Here is a 19,198-nt window from a genome sequence, read left to right on the forward strand (position 1 = left end):
TCTCCACCGCTGGACACCACCTTGTAGAAGGCCACCGATCGCCTATTGAAACCCGCTGGGACCCGGGCCTGGTGGACGTGTCCTCAGCTCGCGTGCCGCCAAGGCCCAGTTGAGTTCCACCGCGGTGTCCGTGGCGTCCAGGCTGGTGCCGGTCAGCTCCTCGAAACGGCGCAGACGGTAGCGGACGGTGTTGACATGGACGTGTGCGGCGCGGGCGACTTCGCGGATGCGCCGGCCCCTCTTCAGGTATTCCCGCACCGACTCCTCGACGAGCGCGCCGAACTCCCCCTCCGCCTCCAGGGGGCGCAGACAGCGGTCGAGCAGCAGCTCGGAGAGTTCCGGTTCGGAGACGACCGCCACTCGCCAGGACAGGTCGCTCAGGTCGTACGCGCCGCGCAGACCGTACGCACGGGCGGCCTCCAGCATCCGGCCGGCGGCACGGAAGGAGCCGTGCGCCTCGGCCAGGTACGTCGGCGGGCCGAGTCCCGCCGTCACCTCGAGGTCCCCGGTGTCCGGCTTGGCTCCCATGACTCCGACGACAGCCCCGTCCAGCACGGTGAGCAACACGCCACGACCGTTCCTGCGGCCGTGGGACTCCAGGGAGCGTTCCAGGGCCTCCGGCCCGGTCTCGCCGCTCGGCACGGCTCTGACGGCCCGGTACGGCCGCGACGGGTCCAGCCCGTAGATCGCCGCACCGCTGTGGATCTCCGCGGCGCTCAGCGTCCCGTGGAGCAGTCCGCGCAGGAAGTCGGCGCGGCGGCGGGCGTCGAGCAGGGCGGAGGCGACCTCCGCCTGCCGGTGGACGACAGCGATCTGCAGGCTCGCGACGTCCGCCAGCTCCCACAGGCACTTGGTGCGGTCGACGATCAGGCCGGGCTCCAACCCGCATTCGGTCGCTTCGGCGATGAACAGGTCCCGTATCGCGCTCAGCGCCCGGCGGAAGGCCCGCAGCCCGTCACCGAGCGGCACTCCGCGGGCAACCCGGTCGCGGGCCACATCGGCTTCACCGAAGTCCTCCGGCGGGGGCACCGTCCCCTCTCGCACCACCGCGAGCGCCCGCTGTAAGTGCCGGTGCCAGATCCGGTCCAGGAGGTCCCGCGGGACCGCGCGGTAGGACGGGATGTGGTCCATCAGATCCGCGTGCAACCGTCCGCCCAGGTGCCCCTGCTGCGCGGCCATGGCGGCGATGACCCGTTCGAGGGGCGCCGTCGTGCCCGAAGGTCCGGGCACGGACCTCACCTCCCTTCGCGTACCGGCCTTGTGCAACCGAACAACATGCCGCCCTCCGGCCTTGGCCGGGGAGCCGTCGACAGCCCACCGTCGCCGAAAGCACAGTGGCACGGCGGCGGAAGGAACTCATCGGCGCGTACGCGGCAAGGCGCCGAAGGACCCTGCTCAGATCCGCCCGCGTGCCCGCCCACCCCGTCGACCAGTGCGGAGACCACCATGACCGACGACCGTCACCGACCCCACCGCCCCGCCGCCGACGCCGGCCCGCGGCTCGCGCCACTGCCCGAGCACAGCTGGAACCGGTCCACCCGGGAACTGCTCGCCCCGCTTCCCCGGGACGCCGACGGCCGGCTCGCAAACGTCTTCACCACCCTGGTGCGCCACCCCGGCCTCTTCCGGCACTTCCTGCCGTTCGGCAGCCATCTGCTGCGCGACGGCCGGCTGCCGGACCGGACCCGGGAACTGCTGATCCTGCGCACCGCCTGCAACACCCGGGCAGGTTACGAATGGGCTCGGCATGTACCGCTGGCCAGGGCCGCCGGGGTCACCGACGAGGAGATCCGGCGGATCGGCGCGGGCCCGCACGCCCAGGGGTGGACGCCGGCCGACGACCGTCTGCTGCGTGCCGCCGACGAACTGCACCGGGACGCACGCCTGTCCGCGGCCACCTGGTCCGCACTCGCCGCCGTCCACGACGAGGCACAGCTGATCGAAATCACCATGCTCGTCGGTCAGTACCACATGGTCGCGTACTTCCTGAACTCCGCCGGTACCCCGCTCGAGCCCGGCTTCGCAACGGAAACCCTGCCCGAACCCACCGGGCCTCTCGGCGCGAAGGCGGCGGAAGGGGCGCACGGCGATGCCTGAGTCCCGGCAGCCCGCGACCCAGCCGGCCGGCCTCCTCGCCGGCCGCAACGTACTGGTCATCGGCGCGGGCACCCGCCCCAGCGACGATCCGGAGGCACCGGTGGGCAACGGACGGGCGGTGGCCGTGCTCGCCGGCCGCGAGGGAGCCTCCGTGGCCTGCGCCGACGTCTCCCCCTCCGCGGCGGCGGCCACCGCCGCCCTGGTCGGTGCGGAGGGCGCCCGAGGCCTGGCCGTGGCCGGTGACGCCACGGATCCCGACCAGTCGTCGGCCATGGTGTCCGAGACCCTGCGCGAACTCGGGTCGCTCAACGCGATCGTGGTCAACGTCGGTGTCGGTCTCGGCGCGGGCCTGGCGGGCACCTCACCCGAGCAGTGGGAACGCGTGCTCGCGCTCAACCTGAGCGCCCCCTTCCTCGCCGCCAAGTACGGACTGCCCGCGATCGCCGACGGAGGATCGATCGTCTTCGTCAGTTCCCTGGCCGGACTACGCGCGGCCACCGGCTCGCCCGCCTACGACAGTTCCAAAGCGGGCCTGTTCGGTCTCACCCGCCATGTCGCCAAGGAGGGTGCGGCCCGCGGGATCCGCGCCAACCTGGTCGTCCCCGGCCTGATCGACACCCCGATGGGCCGCGAGGCCTCGGCCCGGCGGTCGACGCGTGCCGCCTCGTTCACCGGGATACCGCTCGGGCGCCAGGGCACCGCCTGGGAGGTGGCCGAGGCCGTCGCCTTCCTGCTCTCCGGCCGTTCCTCCTACATCACCGGGCAGAGCCTGGTGGTGGACGGAGGGTTGAGCGCCGTGTGAGCGGGTGGCGCCGGTCTGCCCGGAGAAGCGGGGGCGGTTCCCGAGGGTCGGCATCGACCGGGGGCCGCCCCCGCCGGCTCACTTCGTGAGCGGGCCGAACTCCTTGCGGGTGTCGACCGGCTTGCCGAACAGCTGCCACCGCTCGCCCTTGAACCGCATCAGCTGCATCGTCTCGATCGGGAAGGCGTCACCGTGGCCCGTGGACAAGGTGACACCGGGCAGCAGCAGCCCCACCTTCACGTCCTTCAGGTTGCGCACCGCGTCCCGCAGTCCTTCCCTGGTCGGGCACTTCATCGTGTCCAGGGCCTCGTGCAGGCTGGAGGCGACGGCCCAGCCGTAGGCGTTGAACTGGTTGGCCGGGTCGGTGTCGGGGGCGTACTTGTGCAAAGCGTTCCTGTAGGTCTTCATGTCGGGGTCGTTCGCCCACTGGGGGTCGGCGGGGTCCTTGAAGTAGGTCGCCGAGACCACGCCCTGCACGTTCTTGAACCCGACGGGCTGGAGCACGGCGGCGGACGAGGCCACGTTGTTCACGATGTGCAGTGGGTTCCACTTGGTGTTCTTGGCGTCGGCGGCGAGCGCCTGGCTGCCGAACTTCGGGGTGGTGACGTCCAGCAGCACGTCCGCCTTCGAGCGGGCGAGGCTCGCCATCTGTGCCGACACGGACGGGTCCGTGACCTCGTAGCTCTCCTGGGCGACCACCTTGATCCCGCTGCCGGCGACGGCCTTCCTGAACCCGCCGAGCAGGTCCTTGCCGAAGTCGTCGTTCTGGTAGAGGACCGCCACGTTGGCCTTCGGCTTCTTGTCCATGAGGTACTTGGCGTACACCCGGGCCTCGGCCACGTAGTTGGGCTGCCAGCCGATGGTCCAGGGGTGCCGGGCATCCGTGCCCCAGACGGAGGCACCCGTGGCCACGAAGGGCTGCGGCACCTTCTGCTTGTCGAGGTAGTCCCAGACCGCCGCCGTGGACGGGGTGCCCAGGGTCTGGAAGACGGCGAAGACCTTCTCCTGCTCGACGAGTCTGCGGGCCTCCTCGACCGCCTTGGGCGGCTGGTAGCCGTCGTCACGGACGAGGAACTGGACCTTGCGGCCGTCTATGCCGCCCTTGTCGTTGACGTACTCGAAATAGGCGGCCACGCCCTTGCTGATCGTGCCGTACGCGGAGGCCGGTCCTGACAGCGGGTAGATCCCGCCCAGCTTGACGGTCGTGTCGGTGATGCCGGTGGTCTGCTGGCCCTTGCAGGCACCGCCCGCGGCGGTGTCCTCGGCGTCCTGCCCTCGCCGGCTGCTGCAGGCGGTCGCGGTGAGCAGGACGGCGGAAGCGGCTGCAACAGCCCGCAGGGCGGTGGTCTTGCGCATGTGCTTCATTCCTTTTCGGTGCGGGGCGGTGCGCCCACGGGTTCGGCGTCGACAACTGCGGGAGCCGCAGCGGGGAGGGCGGCGGAGGGGCCGGATTCGACCTGGGGCTCCGGGTCCGCAGCAGGTGCGGATTCCCCCCGGGGCTCCGGGTCCGCATCGGGTGCGGATTCACCCCGGGACTGCGGGTCCGCATCGGGTGCGGATCCGGCCTCCGGCGTCCGGTCGGGAGCGGCGGTGGCGGGAGGCAGGCGACGGGCGACAGCGCCCAGGACACGGCCCGGCAGACCGGCCAGGCCCGTCGGGGCCACGAACATCACCGTGATGATCAGCAGGCCGAACACCACTCCCGGTGCGGCCTCGCTCAGGTCCTGGGACACGCTCGGCACGTACATCACGAACGCCGCGCCCAGCAGGGGCCCGTACAGCGAGCCGAGTCCCCCGACCACCAGGCCGGCCAGCAGGGTGATGGACAGAACGAAGCTGAAGGAGTCGGGCGAGACGAAGCCGATCACCCAGGTGTACAGACATCCGGCGACCCCTGCGAACATCGCGCTCCAGGCGAAGGCGAGGGTCTTGTGCAGCGACAGCCGTACGCCCATGACCTCGGCGGCGCTCTCGTTGTCCCGCACCGCGAGCAGTGCCCGGCCGACCCGGGACCGCAGCAGGTTGCGGGCGAGCAGCAGGGCTGCCGCGGCGACGGCGAGGACGACGAAGTACATCCACTGGTCCTCGGCCAGCCCGCTCCACGCGGGCGGCTGCAGCTTGTCCACGGTCAGGCCCATGGAGCCGCCCGTGACCGGTTCGAGCCGCTTGAGCAGGGGCGGCAGGAACACCGCGAACGAGAGGGTGACCAGGGCCAGGTAGAGGCCGCGCAGCCGCAGGGCGGGTACTCCGAAACCGAGGCCCAGCAGGAAGCATCCGGCGGCCGCGACCGGCAGGGTGGCCAGGTGGCCGGTGTCGTACCGGTCGAGCATGACCGCCGCCGTGTAGGCCCCCGCCGCGAAGAACGCGCCGTGCCCGAGCGAGATCTGCCCGCCGAAGCCGACCAGCAGGTTCAGTCCGGCCAGGGCGACGGCGTACAGGAGCACCATGGTCAGCTGGAAGACCTGGAAGGGGGCGAAGTAGAAGGGCGCGCCGACGGCGGCTGCCGCCGCGAGCAGTACCGTGACCGCGGCCCGCAGGCGCCGAGCGCGGTCCGTGCCGAGTGTTGCGGTGATCGTGCTCATGCGCGCTCCACCGCCGCCCGTCCGAACAGGCCCTGGGGTCGCATCAGAAGCACCGCCAGGATGATGACCAGGGGGACGCCCACCTTGAGGTCGGCCCCGATCACGTCCACGTACGCCCCGGTGAGCGTCTCGGCGACGCCCACGACCAGGCCGCCGACGACTGCGCCGACCGGGCTGTCGAAGCCTCCTAGGGTGGCCGCGGCGAACGCGTAGATCAGCACTCCGCCCATCATGTTGGGCTCCAGGAACAGCACCGGGGCGACGAGCACGCCCGACACCGCGCCGACCGTCGCGGCCAGCCCCCAGCCGAGCATCAGCACCCGGCCCACCCGGATGCCCGACAGCCGGGCGGAGGCCGGGTTGCAGGCGACCGCCCGCATCACCAGGCCGGTGGAGGTGTGCCGGAACAGCAGGTACAGCAGGCCCATCACGACGGCCACCACGCCGAGGATCCCGAGCGTCGACCAGTCCACCCGTACTCCGGCCAGGTCGAGCCCGCCGTCGGGGAACGGCTGCGGGAAGTCCTTCACGGTGAAGGACCAGATCAGGCCGGCCAGCGCGTTGACGAAGACGAAGAGGCCGACCGTGACGATGACGACCGTCAGTTCGGGCGCGCCCTGCACGGGGCGGATGACGATGCGCTCGACCAGCATGCCGCCGGCGAAGGACACCGCGAGGGTGACCGGCAGCGCCAGCCAGAACGGCATCCCGGACGCCACCAGCTGCCAGGCGACGTACGTCGAGAGCATGGCCAGCTCGCCCTGCGCGAAGTTGACGATCCCGGTGAACCGGTGGATCAGCACCAGGGCCAGCGCCAGGCTGGCGTACACCGCCCCGGAACCCAGGCCTTCCACCACTTGCTGGAGCAGATCGGTCACGGCGCTCACCCGCCCTTGCGGGAGAGGACGGAGACACCGAGGTACACCTCGGCGACCTGCCCGTCCGCCCGGATCTGTGCGGCCGGTCCGGACAGCACCAGGCGGCCGGCCTCCAGTACGTGCGCCTGGTGCGCGATGTCCAGCGCCAGCTGGGCGTTCTGCTCGACGACGACCACGGTGGTGTGTTCCTCCTCGTTGACAGCACGGACGATCTCGAACAGCTCACGGGTGACCAGCGGGGCGAGCCCGAGGGACGGCTCGTCCAGGAGCAGGAGGGCGGGGCGCAGCATCAGCGCCCTGCCGATGGCGAGCATCTGCTGCTCCCCGCCGCTGAGGCTGCCTGCGGCCTGCCCGGACCGCTGGCGCAGTCTGGGGAAGTGGCCGTAGATCCGTTCCAGGTCGGCCGCCACGGCCGCGCGCTCGCCGCGGCCCCGCCACCGGCGGCCGGTGCGCAGGTGGGCGCCGATGCGCAGGTTCTCCTCGACGGTCAGGTCGTTGAAGGTGCCCCGGCCCTCGGGGACGTGCGCCACGCCGAGCCGGGCGGCCTGCTCGGGCGAGCGGCCGAGCAGCTCGGTGCCGTTCAGGGTGACCGATCCGCGGCCGCGGATCATGCCGCTCAGCGCCCGCAGGGTCGTGGTCTTGCCCGCGCCGTTGGGCCCGAGGATCGCGCAGACCTCGCCGCGGGCGACGGAGAAGTCGAGGCCCTGCAGCACGCGGGCCTGGCCGTATCCGGCGTGCAGGCCGCAGACCTTCAGGAAGTCCGGCTCGGCACTCGCCCGGGGCTCGGTTCGGTCGGTGGTGGGCTCGCTCATGCGGCCACCCCCAGGTAGGCCTCGACGACCGCCGGGGCGCGCTGGATCTCCTCCGGTGCGCCCTCGGCGATCTTGCGGCCGAAGTCCAGGCAGACCACCTTGTCGCACAGGCTCATCACGAACCCCATGTGGTGTTCGACCACCACGAGCGTGAGGTCGAAGTCCTGGCGCACCGAGCGGACCAGATCCGCGAATTGGCCGACCTCGCCGTGGCTGAGCCCGTTGACGGGCTCGTCGAGCAACAGCAGCCGGGGCCGTACGGCGAGCGCCCGCGCGAGTTCGACGCGTTTGAGCGTGCCGAACGGCAGACCGGAGGCGGGGTGGTCGGCGACGTCCGCCAGGCCGAGCCGTTGCAGCAAATCGTCCGCTTGGTCATGTAGTTCCCTTTCCTCCCGCCGGACACGGGGCAGCCGGAGCGCCGCGGCGAGGTGTCCGCTGCGCCCCCGGCTGTGGGCGCCGACCATGACGTTCGCCCGGACCGTGAGCCGCGGGAACAGACCCAGGTTCTGGAAGGTGCGGGCGATGCCGCGCCGTGCCACGGCGTGCGGAGGGAGGGCCAGCAGGTCCTCGCCCTCGAACCGCACGTCTCCCCCGTCGGGAGTGCAGCGCCTGGTGAGGCAGTTGAACAAGGTGGTCTTGCCGGCTCCGTTGGGCCCGATGAGCCCCACGGCGGTGCCCGGCTCGACGGTGAAAGCGACACCGTCCAGTGCCGTGATCCCGCCGAAGCGCACGGTGATACCGTCGACCGCGAGCATGAGTGACGCCCCTTCCGACGTGCTGGGGGGTGGGCGAGCGTCACAGTAGGTGGGGGCGTTCCCGGCGCACATTGGGTGTGAGCACCCAACTTGCCGGCCCCCGAAGTGTGCGCCGCGCACAAGTGCCGGGAGATGTCTCACGCCGGGCCTGTTGACGGAGCACGAGGCGGACGGCGACGATCGGGACCATGCCTCGCGGTCCTGCCCTGGGCACCCCCCGACTCTCCGAACCGCTCCGCCGCGAGCGGTGGCGGATCCTGCATGCCGTCCACGACCGGGTCGAGGAGGTGGCGGAGACCGCCGTCGAGGTGATGCGCGCGGAGATCCCGTCGTACGCGCTGCAGGACGAACGATTCTTCGACGACGTACGGGAGCAGGTGCTCGAGCACTACCGGATGCAGCTGGCGGCGCTGGCCGGTGACCGCGACATCGCTGCCGAGGACCTGGTCTTCAGCCGGGCGGCAGCCATGCGCCGCGCCCGCGCGGGGTTCGCCCTGGAGGACTGGATCAGTGCCTTCCGGGTCGGCCGGCAAGTGATGTGGGACGCGATGCTGGAGTGCGCGGGCACGTCCGCCGAGGCCCAGCAGGCCGCGTTGTCCCTCGTCACCCCGCTGATGCGGTACGTCGACTACGCCAGCACCCATGCCGCGCAGGCCTACGTCGAGTACCAGCAGCACGTGGTGGCGGATGCGGACCGGGAGCGCCGGGACCTCCTGGACCAGCTCCTGGCGGGCGTGGCACCGGCGCACGGTCCGCTGTTCGCCGCGGCGCAGGCGTACGGCATCGGACCGCGGTCGCGGATGATGGCGGTCGTGGCGGTCTGCGTCGGGGACACGCGCACGGGGGACCACGCCTCGGCCGAGCACGGGTATGCCACCAGCGCGTCGATCAGCGTCGCCGGTCCCTGGGCCGGCAGGACCTTGGTCGTCGTGCGTCACGGCGAGGTGGTGGCCGTGCCCGTCCTCCGGGCCGGCATGGACGCGGACGACATATGCGCCCACTTCGAGGCTGTGCAGGAGCGGCTCGCGCGGAAAGGCACCATGCTCTGCATGGGCATCAGCACGGTCGCCCGGGGCGCCTGCGAGCTGCCGCGCGCGTACGAGGAGGCGCGGGCCGCTGTGGACCTGGTGCCGAGCGGGGGCGGGGTGGCGGCGCTGCCGCGGCTGTCCCCGTTCGACTACCTGGCGCTGCGCGCCGACGACCTCGCCCGCCAGCTGGTCGATCCCCGGGTGCGTGCGCTGCTGCAGGAGGACCGCAGACGTGGCGACACGCTGGCCGCCACCATACGGGCCTTCGCCGAGGCGGACCTCAATCTGCGGCTGGCCGCCGACCGGCTGCGGATACACCACAACACAGCGCACTACCGCTTGCGCCGGATCGAGGAACGCACCGGCCGCAATCCGCGCCGGATCGCCGACCTCCTGGAACTACTGGTCGCCCTCGCCATCCGCGACGGCGCCGCGGAAGGTGAGGATTGCCAGTGAGCGGCATCGTGGAGTCCGCCGGGACAGAGGCGGGAGGTCCGCTGCCGGGCGGGCGGACAGGCGCGGGCCTGCCGGCGGGGCATGCCGGGCCGGGGCCGACGACCCGGCGTACGCTGCTGGACGCCGCGCTGGAGGTGTTCACCGAGCGCGGTTACACCGACGCCGGTCTCACCGAGATCGCGGCGCGCTCCGGGCTCCCGGTGGGCAGCCTCTTCCAGCACTACGGCGGAAAGCGAGGGCTCTACCTCGCCCTCTGGGAGGAGTTCCGGGAGGAGCAGGAGCGCCGGACCGCGGCCACGCTGACCACCGAGCGCAGCCGTGGTGTGGACGACCCCACCGCCCTGTTCGTGGCGGGGGCCAGGGCTTACCTGGAGGGCGTCTGGGACAACCGGAAGCTCGGCAGACTTCTGGCGGACGACGACGGTCCCTCGGGCTTCGACGCACTGCGCCGCCAGTGGGACCGCGCATGGGTACGGCGCAACGCCCGGCTGCTGCGGGTGGACGAACGGCGACGCGCCGGCCGGGTCCGGGTGAGCGTGCTGACCACCGTCATCGGAGGGGCGGCGCGCGAACTGGGCGACTGCGGGGACGAGACGGAGGCCGGGGAGATCGTGGACGAGGTGTGCGGCATCCTGATCCATCTGTCGGCGGCACCCGGCTGAGACACCCGCCGCGCAGGTCGTGGCACCGGTGCCGATGCGGTGTCTACGACGGCGCCGGGATCAGCGGTGGCCGGGGAACCGCAGGGCGTTCGCCCAGAGCCGGGTGACCGTGGACACCAGCTCTTCGAAGTCCGGCACAGGACCTTGTTCCTGGCGTTCGCCGAGCACGAAGGTGTTGTAGGCCATGACGCTGACCATGCCCGACAGCGCGCGGGAGGCCGTCATCGGTTCGACCTCACGGTCGGCGACACCTCGCGCCTGCAGGTCGGCGATGCCGCGGGCGTTGCGGCGGATGAAGGCGTCGGCGCGCCGGCTGCGGAACTCACGGAACTCCGGCTCGACCTGTGCGACCTGCTCGAGCAGTGCCATCAGCTTCGCGTTCCGCTTGTATGCCTCGAGATACGCGCGATTGCTCGCCTCGAGGACCGCGTAGGGATCGTCGGTACCCTGCACCCGCCCCATGCCGGGGTGCATCATGTCCTCCTGCGCCTCCAGGAGGACGGCGGCAAGGACCTCTTCCTTGTTGGCGAAGTAGGTGTAGAAGGAGCCCGCCGCGCACCGGGCCTCTTTGGTGATGTCCGTCAGGCGGGTGTCCAGGTAGCCGTCCCGTTCGAACACCGTGCGCGCGGCCTTCACCAGAGCGGCCCGGGTCCGCGCTCCTCGCTGCGTCGTGGGTGGCTCACGAAGGCGCGAGAGAGGTGCCATGGGAGGTGCCTTCTCGCCGTCGGTCTCCTCGGGCGACGTGCTGTCCATCCCGGAGACTGTACTTGAATCCGACCGCATGATCAGAAACCCGAATGGCCGGGTCAGGCCGTGATCCCGAAGCGTTCGGCGAGTTGGCGGCGGGTGTCGGCGGCACTGGTGTGCAGGACTCCCCCGATCCCGATCCGGGCCGCACCGTCGAGGTTCTGCTGCAGATCGTCGATCATGACCGCCTCCCCAGGATCGATGCCGAGGCGTTCACAGGCGAGCGCATAGATACGCCGGGAGGGCTTGCGGACCCCGACCTCGGCGGAGATGACGACGACATCGGCAACGGCGGCGAGGTCGACGCCGTCGTAGGTTCCGGTACCGAACGAGTTGGACACCAGCGCAACGGGACGGCCGGCCGCCCGGAGATCGGCGAGCAGGGTGAGCGTGTCCTGGTCGATCGACACTCCTGCCTGCATCCGGGTCGTGAGACCTTCGGCCGGTACCTCGGCGCCGTGGACGCGGAGCCGTTCGGCGAACCCTCGCTCGAAGGCTTCCGTGTCGATACGGCCGCACTCGTGGTCGGCCAGGAGGGTGCGTGATGGCTGGTCCCTGCCGAGAAGGTTCAGCGGCAGACGCGGGTCGCCGCCGAGCGAGGCGCCGAAGTCGGTGAAAGCACGCAACACGGAGGAGGTGATGACCCCGCCGAAGTCCACCAGGACCGCGGTTCGGGTCTTTTCCGCCACGTTCGACACGGTATCGATGCCTCTCTCGTAGGTGACTTGCATCCGGCGGTGCTGCCGAGTTCAGGCGACCTCGAACAGTCCGGCCGCGCCCATTCCGCCGCCGACGCACATCGAGATCACCACGTACCTCACCCCTCGGCGCCTGCCCTCGACGAGGGCATGGCCCACCAGGCGGGCGCCGGTCATGCCGTACGGATGGCCGACGGAGATCGCGCCTCCGTCGACGTTGAACCGCTCCGGATCGATGTGCAGTTCGTCGCGGCAGTACAGCGCCTGGGAGGCGAACGCCTCGTTGAGTTCCCACAGGCCGATGTCGTCGATGGTGAGGTTGTGCTGCTTCAGCAGCTTCGGGATGGCGAACACCGGACCGATGCCCATCTCGTCCGGGCCGCAGCCGGCGACCGCCATGCCCCGGTAGACGCCCAGAGGTTCCAGTCCGCGGCGCTCGGCCTCGTCCGCCTCCATCAACACCGACGCCGAAGCCCCGTCCGACAGCTGTGAGGCGTTGCCCGCCGTCACGCTGGAGTGCGCGCTCACCTGACCGTCGGGCAGCACCGGCGCCAGCGCGGCCAGGCCCTCGAGCGTCGTCGACGCACGATTGCCCTCGTCCCGGGTCAGGGTGACCTCCTCGTCCCGCACTTCCCCCGACTGCTTGTCGCGGACCTTCTTGACGCTGCTGAACGCGACGATCTCCTGGTCGAACCGGCCGGCCTCCTGCGCCGCCGCGGTGCGCTGCTGCGACACCAGCGCGAACTCGTCCTGTCGTTCCCGGCTCACGCCGTAGCGTTCGGCGACGATCTCCGCCGTCTGCAGCATCGGCATGTAGATGGCCGGCTTGTGCTCGACCAGCCAGGGATCCGCCATGCGGTGGGTGTTCATGTGGTCGTTCTGCACCAAGGAGATCGACTCGACGCCGCCGCCGACGGCGACCTGCATGCCGTCCGCGACGATCTGCTTGGCGGCGGTCGCGATGGCCATCAGGCCCGACGAGCACTGCCGGTCGATGGTCATTCCCGGCACGGTGTCCGGAAGTCCTGCCCGCAGGGCGGCCTGGCGCGCGACATTGAAACCGGAAGAGCCCTGCTGCGCGGCGCAGCCGAAGATCACATCCTCGACCTCGCCTCCTTCGAGCCCGGCGCGCCGCACGGCGTGAGAGAGGGCATGGGCGGCGAGTTCCTGCGCCTGGGTGTCGTTGAACGCGCCGCGGTAGGCCTTTCCGATCGGCGTCCGTGCCGTCGAAACGATGACTGCTTCCCTCATGTCGCCTCACTGCTTCCTGTTGGTCGGGTTCGCCCGGGAGTGTGGGGCGGTGATTGCCGACGAGCCCTCGCCGCCCGGCAGTTGGCGCCCGAGGCGACGAGAGTCGGCCTCCGGACCGGTTATAGTTGAATCCGACGTCAGGTTCAATTAGATCCACGCCACGTACTCGCACCCTTGACAGTCCGCCCTCCCGACTGAAGGCTACCGACCAGTCGGTATGAGGAGGCGGAGCGTGACCGAGCTGAGCATCTCCACCGTCGCGGGCGTGTTCGACGCGATCGTGGCGGGTCCGCCCGAGGGCCGACCGGTGCTGCTGCTGCACGGCTTCCCGCAGACGGGGCTGGTGTGGCGACGGCAGATCGCGGCGCTGGCCGCGCACGGCTGCCGGGTGGTGGCGCCCGACCAGCGTGGATACTCCCCTGGCGTCCGCCCCCAGCGGCCCGAGGACTACTCCATGGACCTCCTCGTCGACGACGTGGTCGCGATCACCGGGGAACTCGGTTGGGCGGCGTTCGACCTGGTCGGCCACGACTGGGGAGGCGCGGTGGCCTGGTGGACCGCTCACGCCCACCCCGGCCGAGTACGCACTCTGACCGTGGTCTCGACCCCTCACCCCGGCGCTCTGGCCACCGCCCTGCGCACCGACCCGGATCAGCGCGAACGCTCCCGCTACATGCTCGACTGGCGCGAGACACCCGCGACCGAGGAGCGCATGCTCGCCCACGACGCCCACGAACTCCGCGCGCTCTACGCCTCAAAGGTCCCCCCGGACAGTGCCGAGACCTATGTACGGCACCTGTCCCGGCCGGGCGCTCTCACGGCGGCCCTGAACTGGTACCGGGCCGGCCGCCCCGACGGCGCGATCGGCGTCATCGACGTGCCCACGCTGTACGTCTGGAGCACGCAGGACAGCGCGTTCGGACCGGCGGCCGCGCAGGAGACCGGCCTGTGGGTCAGCGGGCCGTACCGGTACGAGACCCTTCAGGGCGTCAGCCACTGGGTCCCCGAGGAGGCGCCCGAGACGCTGAGCCGCCTGCTGCTCGAACACCTGCGGGCGCATGACCGGTCCGGACCCGCTCCGCACACCCCGCTCGTCGACTCCCCCAAGAGGTGACCCATGAAGTCAGCGCATGCGGCCTGGCGCCGTCTCGAGCCGGTACACGGCATGATCTACTTCGCTCCCGAGGCAAGGCGACGGTACGCCGACCTCGGACTCGGTGGACGCGCCGGCTACTTCGCCTCCCGCAGCGCCGCGTTCGGCCGGGCGCCCGCCGAGTTGGTCATCTCGACCTTCTACAACTTCAACCCCGATGCCGTACGCCACGCGGTCGACGGGGTCTGGGAAGCAACGACGCCGCAGCAGGTGCTGGACGCCCGGTACGCAGCGGCAGGCGAAGCCCTCAGGCGGGCGGGAATCCACGAGCTGCCCGAACTGGCGGAGGTCCTGACGCTGGCCCGCCGGGCGGCCGAAGCGGCCTGCGCACACGCTCAGGGCCGCCCGCTGTTCGCCGCGCACGCCGCACTGCCGTGGCCGAAGGAGCCGGTACTGCAGTTGTGGCACGCCCAGACACTGCTCCGGGAATTCCGTGGAGACGGCCACGTCGCGTGTCTGCTGAGCGAGGGCGTCGGAGGCTTGGAGGCCCTGATTCTGCACGCCGCCACAGGCGAGGTACCCGTCGACTTCCTCAAGGCGAGCCGCGCCTGGCCCGCGGACGCGTGGGCCGGCACCCAGGAGCACCTGCGCGAGCGGGGCCTGCTCGACGGCGACGCCCTCAGCCCGGAAGGCGCACGTCTGCGCCGGCACATCGAGGACCGCACCGATCGTCTGGCCCTCCCCGCCTATGCCGCCCTGGGTGACGCCGGCTGTGAGCGTCTCGCCGAACTCGGGAGCCTCTTCGGCCGCGCCGTCGTCGAAGCCGGCCTTCTCAAGCTCGGCTGACCGCGGGTCCCTGCCAGTCGCAGCCGGCCTTCTTTCAGGCTCGGCTGACCCCCGGCCCCTGCCAGTCGAAACCGGCCTTCTCAGGCTCGGCTGGCCGCCGGCCCCTGCCAGTCGCAGCCGGCCTTCTTTCAGGCTCGGCTGACCGCCGGCCCCCAGGCGTCCACCGTCGGAGGTCCACCGAGGTTCTTCAGGCAGGAGCGCGATGAGAGCCCGCCCGCCGGGCGGCTGACGCTCTCCGTGGCGCTCAAACGGCTTCCGTCTCCCACAGGGTGCAGTCTCCATCCGGCCATTCCCCAGCCGGTCGGTAGACACGGAACTCCGTGAATGGAACGCTCCCTACAGAACGCGGCCGTGCACGCGCCGTTCACAGCTCGCCGGCCCCTGCTCCGGCCCGCCTCGCCGTCCGGGCGCCACATCGGAAGGCGCCCTGCCGCGTTTCTCGCACGAGCCTCATCTGCACCAGCACGAAGTGATCACATCAGCCGAGTCCTCCCTCCCTCGCCGAGAGGAGTTCATCTGATGAACGTCCGCATCAGCGCGGCGGCACTCACTGTCGTCATCGTCGCGGCCACAGCACTCGCCTCACCCGCAGCCGGGGCCGTCTCGCCCGCGGCCGCCGGACCGACGGAGTTCACCGTGGACACCACGTCCGACGCGGTCGATGCCGACCCGTCGGACGGCCTGTGCCGCACCGCGTCGGGCGCCTGCAGCCTGCGCGCCGCGGTGATGGCCGCAGGCGCCCGCCAGGGCAGCACCGTCACGCTGCCTCCGGGCCACTACCGGCTGACCATCCCACCCGATCCCGACAAGATCATCGGAGACCATCCCGACCCGGCCACGGGCGACCTGAACATCACGGCCTCCACCACGATCCGCGGCTCCGGCGCACGGACCACCGTCATCGACGCCAACCACCTCGACCGTGCCTTCCGCATGCAGGCGGACAGCCGGCTGTCCGACCTGACGATCACCGGCGCAGTGGCCAAAGAGCGCGAACTGCCCATCACCGACACCGGTGGCGGCGGGATCGCCAACGGACACCACATGACGCTGCGACGGGTCGCCGTGACCGGGAACTCGGCCGGCTACGGCGGCGGCATCTTCAACATCCCCGGCTCGCACCTGGACCTGATCGACAGCACCGTCAGCGGGAACGTCGCGGGAGAGGCCGGGGGTATCAGGTTCGACGACACGGGCACCGTGACCAACTCGACGGTCGCCGACAATCGTGTGACGAACCCGGGCGACCGCCCCGGCAGCCTCGCCGGTTACGGCGGCGGGATCGACATCCGCGGCCGAGGCCCTGTGGAGATCCTCAACTCGACTGTTTCCGGGAACAGTTCGAGTGACGGCGGAGGCGGGATCAACATCGCCCCCGCCTACCTCGACAGCCTGCCCCATCCGATCCCCGACGTCGTCGATCTGCCGTTGGGGCGCATGACGTTGCGCAACTCAGTCGTCGCCGGCAACACCGTCGACGGCAAGGCCGCCGACTGCAAGAAGGCCTTCGCCACCATCGCATCGCAGGGCCACAACGTCGACGGTGACGGCAGTTGCCGGCTCACCGCCGCGGGCGACCTGCCCAGCCGTGCGCCGCTGATCGGCCCGCTCGCCGACAACGGCGGCCCTACGGACACCGCCGCGCTGCTGCCGGGAAGCCCCGCCCTGGACGCGGCGACCGACTGCCCGGCCACCGATCAGCGCGGTGTCGCCCGCCCCCAGGGCACCGCCTGCGACATCGGCGCCTACGAGCACACGCCATGACCACACCGCTCGTACCGGCACCAGGAGATGCGATGAAATCGCCACGCCCTGGCAACACACTGGCCCGCGGCGTGATCGCGGTGCTGGCCCTGCTGCTGTCCACCCTCGCCGTTCCCCCGCCCACGGTCCGGGCCGATGCCGCTCACGACTCCCTGGTCGTGCGGACCGACCGCGGCTGGGTGCGCGGCGCGGCACACCGCGACGGCGGGCGGCTCTTCCAGGGCATCCCCTTCGCCGCCCAGCCGACGGGCAGGCTGCGCTGGCGTCCCCCACGGCACCCCGCCCCATGGACCGGCGTGCGGGACGCCACCGCACCGGCCCGGCCCTGCCCCCAGCCGCCGCTGACGCTGCTCCCCGACGGCGGCCCCGTCCTGCCCGGCGAGTCCAACCGCACCGGCAGCACGACGGAGGACTGCCTGTACCTCAATGTGTGGACGCCCGCCCGGACCCACGGCCGGCCCCTTCCCGTGCTGGTGTGGCTGCACGGCGGCGGCAACGCCTACGGCGCGGGCAGCGACTACGACGGCTCGTCGCTGACCGCGCGCGGCGTGATCGTGGTGACCGTCAACTACCGCCTGGGAGCACTGGGTTTCCTCGCCCATCCTGCCCTGTCCTCGGAGAGCGGGGACCATGCTTCCGGCGACTACGGTTTGATGGATCAGCAGGCCGCGCTGCGCTGGGTTCGGCGCAACATCGGCGCCTTCGGCGGCGATCACGACCGAGTGACCCTCGGCGGCCAGTCCGCCGGATCGGTGGACACCTGCGCCCACACCGCCTCCCCGACCGCCGAAGGCCTGTTTCAGCGGGTGATCCAGCAGAGCGGGAGCTGTGCCTCGCCGGGCGGTCTGTCGCCGCTCACCCTCGGCGCGGCCGAACAGAGAGGCAGCGACTTCGCGGCCTCGGTCGGCTGCGCGGAGCCGACGACCGCGGCGACCTGTCTGCGCGCCCTGCCCACCACCGAACTCCTTCGCGGCGCCGGGACCGGGACAACCTCCCTGTGGGGCCCGAACACCGGGACACGTATTCTCCCGCACGCCCCCGCCAAGGCGTGGGCCGAGGGACTCGTGAACACCGTCCCGACACTGAACGGCAACACCCATGACGAGTACCGGTACTTCACCGCGCTGTACATGGATCTGCTCGGCGGCGGCCCCCTGACCGCCGCCTCGTACGCCGCCCTGATCGGGCTCGAGCACGGTGGCCGCGCAGCGGCAGTCCTGCACACCTATCCGGCCTCGGCTTTTCCCTCCCCGAACCTGGCCTATTCCGCCGTCAACACCGACCAGCGGTTCGCCTGCCCGGCACGGGCCGGCAGCCGGCTGTACGCCACCCGGGCACCCGTCTACGCCTACGAGTTCCACGACGCCGAGGCACCACCGTTCATCCCGGCACCACACACGCCGCAGGGCGCGTTCCACGCCTCCGAACTGGCCTACCTCTTTCCCATGGCATCCCTGCGCCTGACGCCCGCACAGCGACGGCTGTCCGCCACGATGACCGCCTACTGGGCACGGTTCGCGGCCACGGGCGACCCCAACGACTCGGATTCGCCCGCCTGGCCTCGCTACACGGCCGAAGGTGACCGGATCCAGGTGCTGTCACCGGACCGGGTCGCCCCCACCACCGGCTTCGCGACCGACCACCACTGCGCGTTCTGGCTCCCCGCCCCGACTGCCCGAGGAGCCGTGCGATGAGGTCGGCACACCTGCGGCTGCAACGGTCTCTGCCCGCGGACCTCCGGATCCGAGGCGACGCACCCTCAGTTCTCATCCTCCGTGCGTGACATCACACGACAGTGCGCCCTCGCCCGAGGGTCCGCGCACCAGAACGCCGTGGTGAGCCGCGAGCGCCAGCAAGGCGACGTGCAGCGGCTCGGTCTCCAGGACGGCGCCCGGCTCGAACCAGCGGGCGACGGCGGTGCCGCTCGCCATCCTGAGTGTGAAGCGCGCCAGTTCGTCCGCGACCTCCGGGCGGTCGTTCAGCCCGAATACGGCGCTCAGCGCATCCTGGGCCCAGGCCACCAGCGCATCGCGGTAGTGGTGCACTTCGGCCACGGCCGCAGCGCTGGCGTCCTGCTGCACCATGCCCAGACCCAACAGCAGCTTCAGACCGTGCGGGTGGCGCTGGAAGGCGTCCTCGACCTCCGCCAGGAAAGCGCCCAGGCGTTGCGGGACGTCGGCGCCCGGCACCTCGACCGGGGGCAGGGCTGCCAGCAGCACGGTCCTGGCCCGCTCCAGCACCGCCACATAGATCCCGTCCTTGCTGCCGAAGTGCCAGTAGATGGAGCTGGCCGGCAGACCACACTCGGAAGAGATCATGGAAATGGACGTGGCGGCGTAGCCGTACCGCGACATCAGTTCGCCGGCGGTGTCGAGAATCGCGTCACGGGACCGCGCGCCGCGATCCTGGGCCGGTGCCTCCGTCATACGCCGACTCTAGGCGAGAAGCAGGTGTCCCCTCATGCTCGCACCGCTTCTCGCCACGGCATCCGGCCTCGTCCGGTCGGCGACGGAGACGGAGCCGGTGAGCGAGGGACCGGCGGGGACGGAAGCGGTGAGCGAGGGACCGGCGGGGACGGAAGCGGTGAGCGAGGGACCGGCGGGGACGGAGGCGGTGGGCGAGGAGCGCCCGTCGTGGCCGGGCGGCGTGCCCTTCTCGCCGGTGCGGCCGGGACGCCTCCGATCGGCTGTGCCATCGCTCACACCGCCGAAGGCCGCATTTCGCTAA

18 protein-coding genes are annotated in these 19,198 nt (G+C 71.3%); 8 read left to right on the forward strand and 10 right to left on the reverse strand.

The annotated features are described in order from the left end of the window. Window positions 1-42: 42 nt before the first annotated feature. Entirely contained in the window at window positions 43-1,230 is a 1,188-nt protein-coding gene (locus tag ACZ4SF_RS13780) for a PucR family transcriptional regulator (protein ID WP_468382827.1), read from the reverse strand. Window positions 1,231-1,446: 216 nt separating this feature from the next. Between ACZ4SF_RS13780 and ACZ4SF_RS13785 the strand changes: the two genes are divergently transcribed. Both ACZ4SF_RS13785 and ACZ4SF_RS13790 read left to right on the forward strand, forming a co-directional pair. Continuing rightward, a complete protein-coding gene (locus ACZ4SF_RS13785) occupies window positions 1,447-2,097 on the forward strand; it encodes a carboxymuconolactone decarboxylase family protein (protein WP_468382830.1) in 651 nt (216 codons plus the stop codon). Further along, window positions 2,090-2,899 (forward strand): SDR family NAD(P)-dependent oxidoreductase, encoded by an 810-nt coding sequence (locus ACZ4SF_RS13790; protein ID WP_468382833.1) that lies wholly within the window; start codon window positions 2,090-2,092, stop codon window positions 2,897-2,899. The genes ACZ4SF_RS13785 and ACZ4SF_RS13790 overlap by 8 nt, the downstream gene beginning before the upstream one ends. Window positions 2,900-2,977: 78 nt before the next feature. Here ACZ4SF_RS13790 and ACZ4SF_RS13795 read toward each other — a convergent pair whose 3' ends face one another. The 5 genes from ACZ4SF_RS13795 to ACZ4SF_RS13815 are packed head-to-tail and all read right to left on the reverse strand — an operon-like array spanning window position 2,978 to window position 7,926. Continuing rightward, entirely contained in the window at window positions 2,978-4,255 is a 1,278-nt protein-coding gene (locus ACZ4SF_RS13795; RefSeq protein WP_468382836.1) for an ABC transporter substrate-binding protein, read from the reverse strand. Window positions 4,256-4,260: 5 nt separating this feature from the next. Then, window positions 4,261-5,481 (reverse strand): ABC transporter permease subunit, encoded by a 1,221-nt coding sequence (locus tag ACZ4SF_RS13800; RefSeq protein ID WP_468382839.1) that lies wholly within the window; start codon window positions 5,479-5,481, stop codon window positions 4,261-4,263. After that, window positions 5,478-6,359: a branched-chain amino acid ABC transporter permease gene (locus tag ACZ4SF_RS13805; RefSeq protein WP_468382842.1), complete on the reverse strand. Its 882-nt coding sequence runs from the start codon at window positions 6,357-6,359 to the stop codon at window positions 5,478-5,480. Before ACZ4SF_RS13805 ends, ACZ4SF_RS13800 begins: the two co-directional genes overlap by 4 nt. A gap of 5 nt (window positions 6,360-6,364) precedes the next feature. Then, complete coding sequence (locus ACZ4SF_RS13810; RefSeq protein ID WP_468382845.1) at window positions 6,365-7,171, reverse strand: ABC transporter ATP-binding protein; 807 nt, start codon at window positions 7,169-7,171, stop codon at window positions 6,365-6,367. Then, a complete protein-coding gene (locus ACZ4SF_RS13815) occupies window positions 7,168-7,926 on the reverse strand; it encodes an ABC transporter ATP-binding protein (protein ID WP_468382847.1) in 759 nt (252 codons plus the stop codon). Before ACZ4SF_RS13815 ends, ACZ4SF_RS13810 begins: the two co-directional genes overlap by 4 nt. A gap of 188 nt (window positions 7,927-8,114) precedes the next feature. Between ACZ4SF_RS13815 and ACZ4SF_RS13820 the strand changes: the two genes are divergently transcribed. Continuing rightward, window positions 8,115-9,410: a PucR family transcriptional regulator gene (locus ACZ4SF_RS13820; protein ID WP_468382850.1), complete on the forward strand. Its 1,296-nt coding sequence runs from the start codon at window positions 8,115-8,117 to the stop codon at window positions 9,408-9,410. Further along, complete coding sequence (locus tag ACZ4SF_RS13825) at window positions 9,407-10,072, forward strand: TetR/AcrR family transcriptional regulator (protein ID WP_468382853.1); 666 nt, start codon at window positions 9,407-9,409, stop codon at window positions 10,070-10,072. The genes ACZ4SF_RS13820 and ACZ4SF_RS13825 overlap by 4 nt, the downstream gene beginning before the upstream one ends. A 60-nt stretch (window positions 10,073-10,132) precedes the next feature. Here ACZ4SF_RS13825 and ACZ4SF_RS13830 read toward each other — a convergent pair whose 3' ends face one another. From ACZ4SF_RS13830 to ACZ4SF_RS13840, 3 genes are read right to left on the reverse strand one after another with little or no spacing between them, the layout of a single operon-like run. Beyond that, the gene (locus ACZ4SF_RS13830) at window positions 10,133-10,825 is read right to left on the reverse strand and encodes a TetR/AcrR family transcriptional regulator (RefSeq protein ID WP_468382855.1); all 693 of its coding nucleotides are present in this window, start codon (window positions 10,823-10,825) and stop codon (window positions 10,133-10,135) included. A 53-nt stretch (window positions 10,826-10,878) separates the two neighbouring features. Then, window positions 10,879-11,508, reverse strand: coding sequence for an HAD family hydrolase (locus tag ACZ4SF_RS13835; RefSeq protein ID WP_468382858.1), 630 nt, complete (start codon window positions 11,506-11,508; stop codon window positions 10,879-10,881). Between the two features lie 60 nt (window positions 11,509-11,568). Next, a complete protein-coding gene (locus tag ACZ4SF_RS13840) occupies window positions 11,569-12,768 on the reverse strand; it encodes an acetyl-CoA C-acyltransferase (RefSeq protein WP_468382861.1) in 1,200 nt (399 codons plus the stop codon). Between the two features lie 232 nt (window positions 12,769-13,000). Here ACZ4SF_RS13840 and ACZ4SF_RS13845 point away from each other — a divergent pair, with 232 nt between their 5' ends. The 4 genes from ACZ4SF_RS13845 (at window position 13,001) to ACZ4SF_RS13860 (ending at window position 18,165) form a co-directional block, all read left to right on the forward strand. Next, a complete protein-coding gene (locus ACZ4SF_RS13845; protein ID WP_468382863.1) occupies window positions 13,001-13,882 on the forward strand; it encodes an alpha/beta fold hydrolase in 882 nt (293 codons plus the stop codon). A gap of 3 nt (window positions 13,883-13,885) precedes the next feature. Then, window positions 13,886-14,707 carry an SCO6745 family protein gene (locus tag ACZ4SF_RS13850; RefSeq protein WP_468382867.1) on the forward strand — a complete coding sequence of 274 codons (822 nt, stop codon included), beginning with the start codon at window positions 13,886-13,888 and terminating at the stop codon, window positions 14,705-14,707. 519 nt (window positions 14,708-15,226) lie between these two features. Next, window positions 15,227-16,471, forward strand: a complete 1,245-nt coding sequence (locus ACZ4SF_RS13855; protein ID WP_468382870.1) for a choice-of-anchor Q domain-containing protein — start codon at window positions 15,227-15,229, stop codon at window positions 16,469-16,471. A gap of 32 nt (window positions 16,472-16,503) precedes the next feature. After that, entirely contained in the window at window positions 16,504-18,165 is a 1,662-nt protein-coding gene (locus ACZ4SF_RS13860; RefSeq protein WP_468382872.1) for a carboxylesterase/lipase family protein, read from the forward strand. 72 nt (window positions 18,166-18,237) lie between these two features. On the opposite strand, the gene ACZ4SF_RS13865 is transcribed toward ACZ4SF_RS13860, so the two are convergent. Further along, window positions 18,238-18,897, reverse strand: a complete 660-nt coding sequence (locus ACZ4SF_RS13865) for a TetR/AcrR family transcriptional regulator (RefSeq protein WP_468382876.1) — start codon at window positions 18,895-18,897, stop codon at window positions 18,238-18,240. Window positions 18,898-19,198 lie beyond the last annotated feature (301 nt).

The sequence above is a fragment of the Streptomyces sp. NPDC027663 genome, from assembly GCF_055566415.1.

What these genes read in the sequence shown, in the direction of transcription:
- ACZ4SF_RS13785 (WP_468382830.1), top strand. Translation starts at nt 1,447, where the DNA reads ATGACCGACGACCGTCACCGACCCCACCGCCCCGCCGCCGACGCCGGC.
- ACZ4SF_RS13790 (WP_468382833.1), top strand. Translation starts at nt 2,090, where the DNA reads ATGCCTGAGTCCCGGCAGCCCGCGACCCAGCCGGCCGGCCTCCTCGCC.
- ACZ4SF_RS13795 (WP_468382836.1), bottom strand. Translation starts at nt 4,255, where the DNA reads ATGCGCAAGACCACCGCCCTGCGGGCTGTTGCAGCCGCTTCCGCCGTC.
- ACZ4SF_RS13800 (WP_468382839.1), bottom strand. Translation starts at nt 5,481, where the DNA reads ATGAGCACGATCACCGCAACACTCGGCACGGACCGCGCTCGGCGCCTG.
- ACZ4SF_RS13810 (WP_468382845.1), bottom strand. Translation starts at nt 7,171, where the DNA reads ATGAGCGAGCCCACCACCGACCGAACCGAGCCCCGGGCGAGTGCCGAG.
- ACZ4SF_RS13815 (WP_468382847.1), bottom strand. Translation starts at nt 7,926, where the DNA reads ATGCTCGCGGTCGACGGTATCACCGTGCGCTTCGGCGGGATCACGGCA.
- ACZ4SF_RS13820 (WP_468382850.1), top strand. Translation starts at nt 8,115, where the DNA reads ATGCCTCGCGGTCCTGCCCTGGGCACCCCCCGACTCTCCGAACCGCTC.
- ACZ4SF_RS13830 (WP_468382855.1), bottom strand. Translation starts at nt 10,825, where the DNA reads ATGGACAGCACGTCGCCCGAGGAGACCGACGGCGAGAAGGCACCTCCC.
- ACZ4SF_RS13840 (WP_468382861.1), bottom strand. Translation starts at nt 12,768, where the DNA reads ATGAGGGAAGCAGTCATCGTTTCGACGGCACGGACGCCGATCGGAAAG.
- ACZ4SF_RS13850 (WP_468382867.1), top strand. Translation starts at nt 13,886, where the DNA reads ATGAAGTCAGCGCATGCGGCCTGGCGCCGTCTCGAGCCGGTACACGGC.
- ACZ4SF_RS13855 (WP_468382870.1), top strand. Translation starts at nt 15,227, where the DNA reads ATGAACGTCCGCATCAGCGCGGCGGCACTCACTGTCGTCATCGTCGCG.
- ACZ4SF_RS13860 (WP_468382872.1), top strand. Translation starts at nt 16,504, where the DNA reads ATGAAATCGCCACGCCCTGGCAACACACTGGCCCGCGGCGTGATCGCG.
- ACZ4SF_RS13865 (WP_468382876.1), bottom strand. Translation starts at nt 18,897, where the DNA reads ATGACGGAGGCACCGGCCCAGGATCGCGGCGCGCGGTCCCGTGACGCG.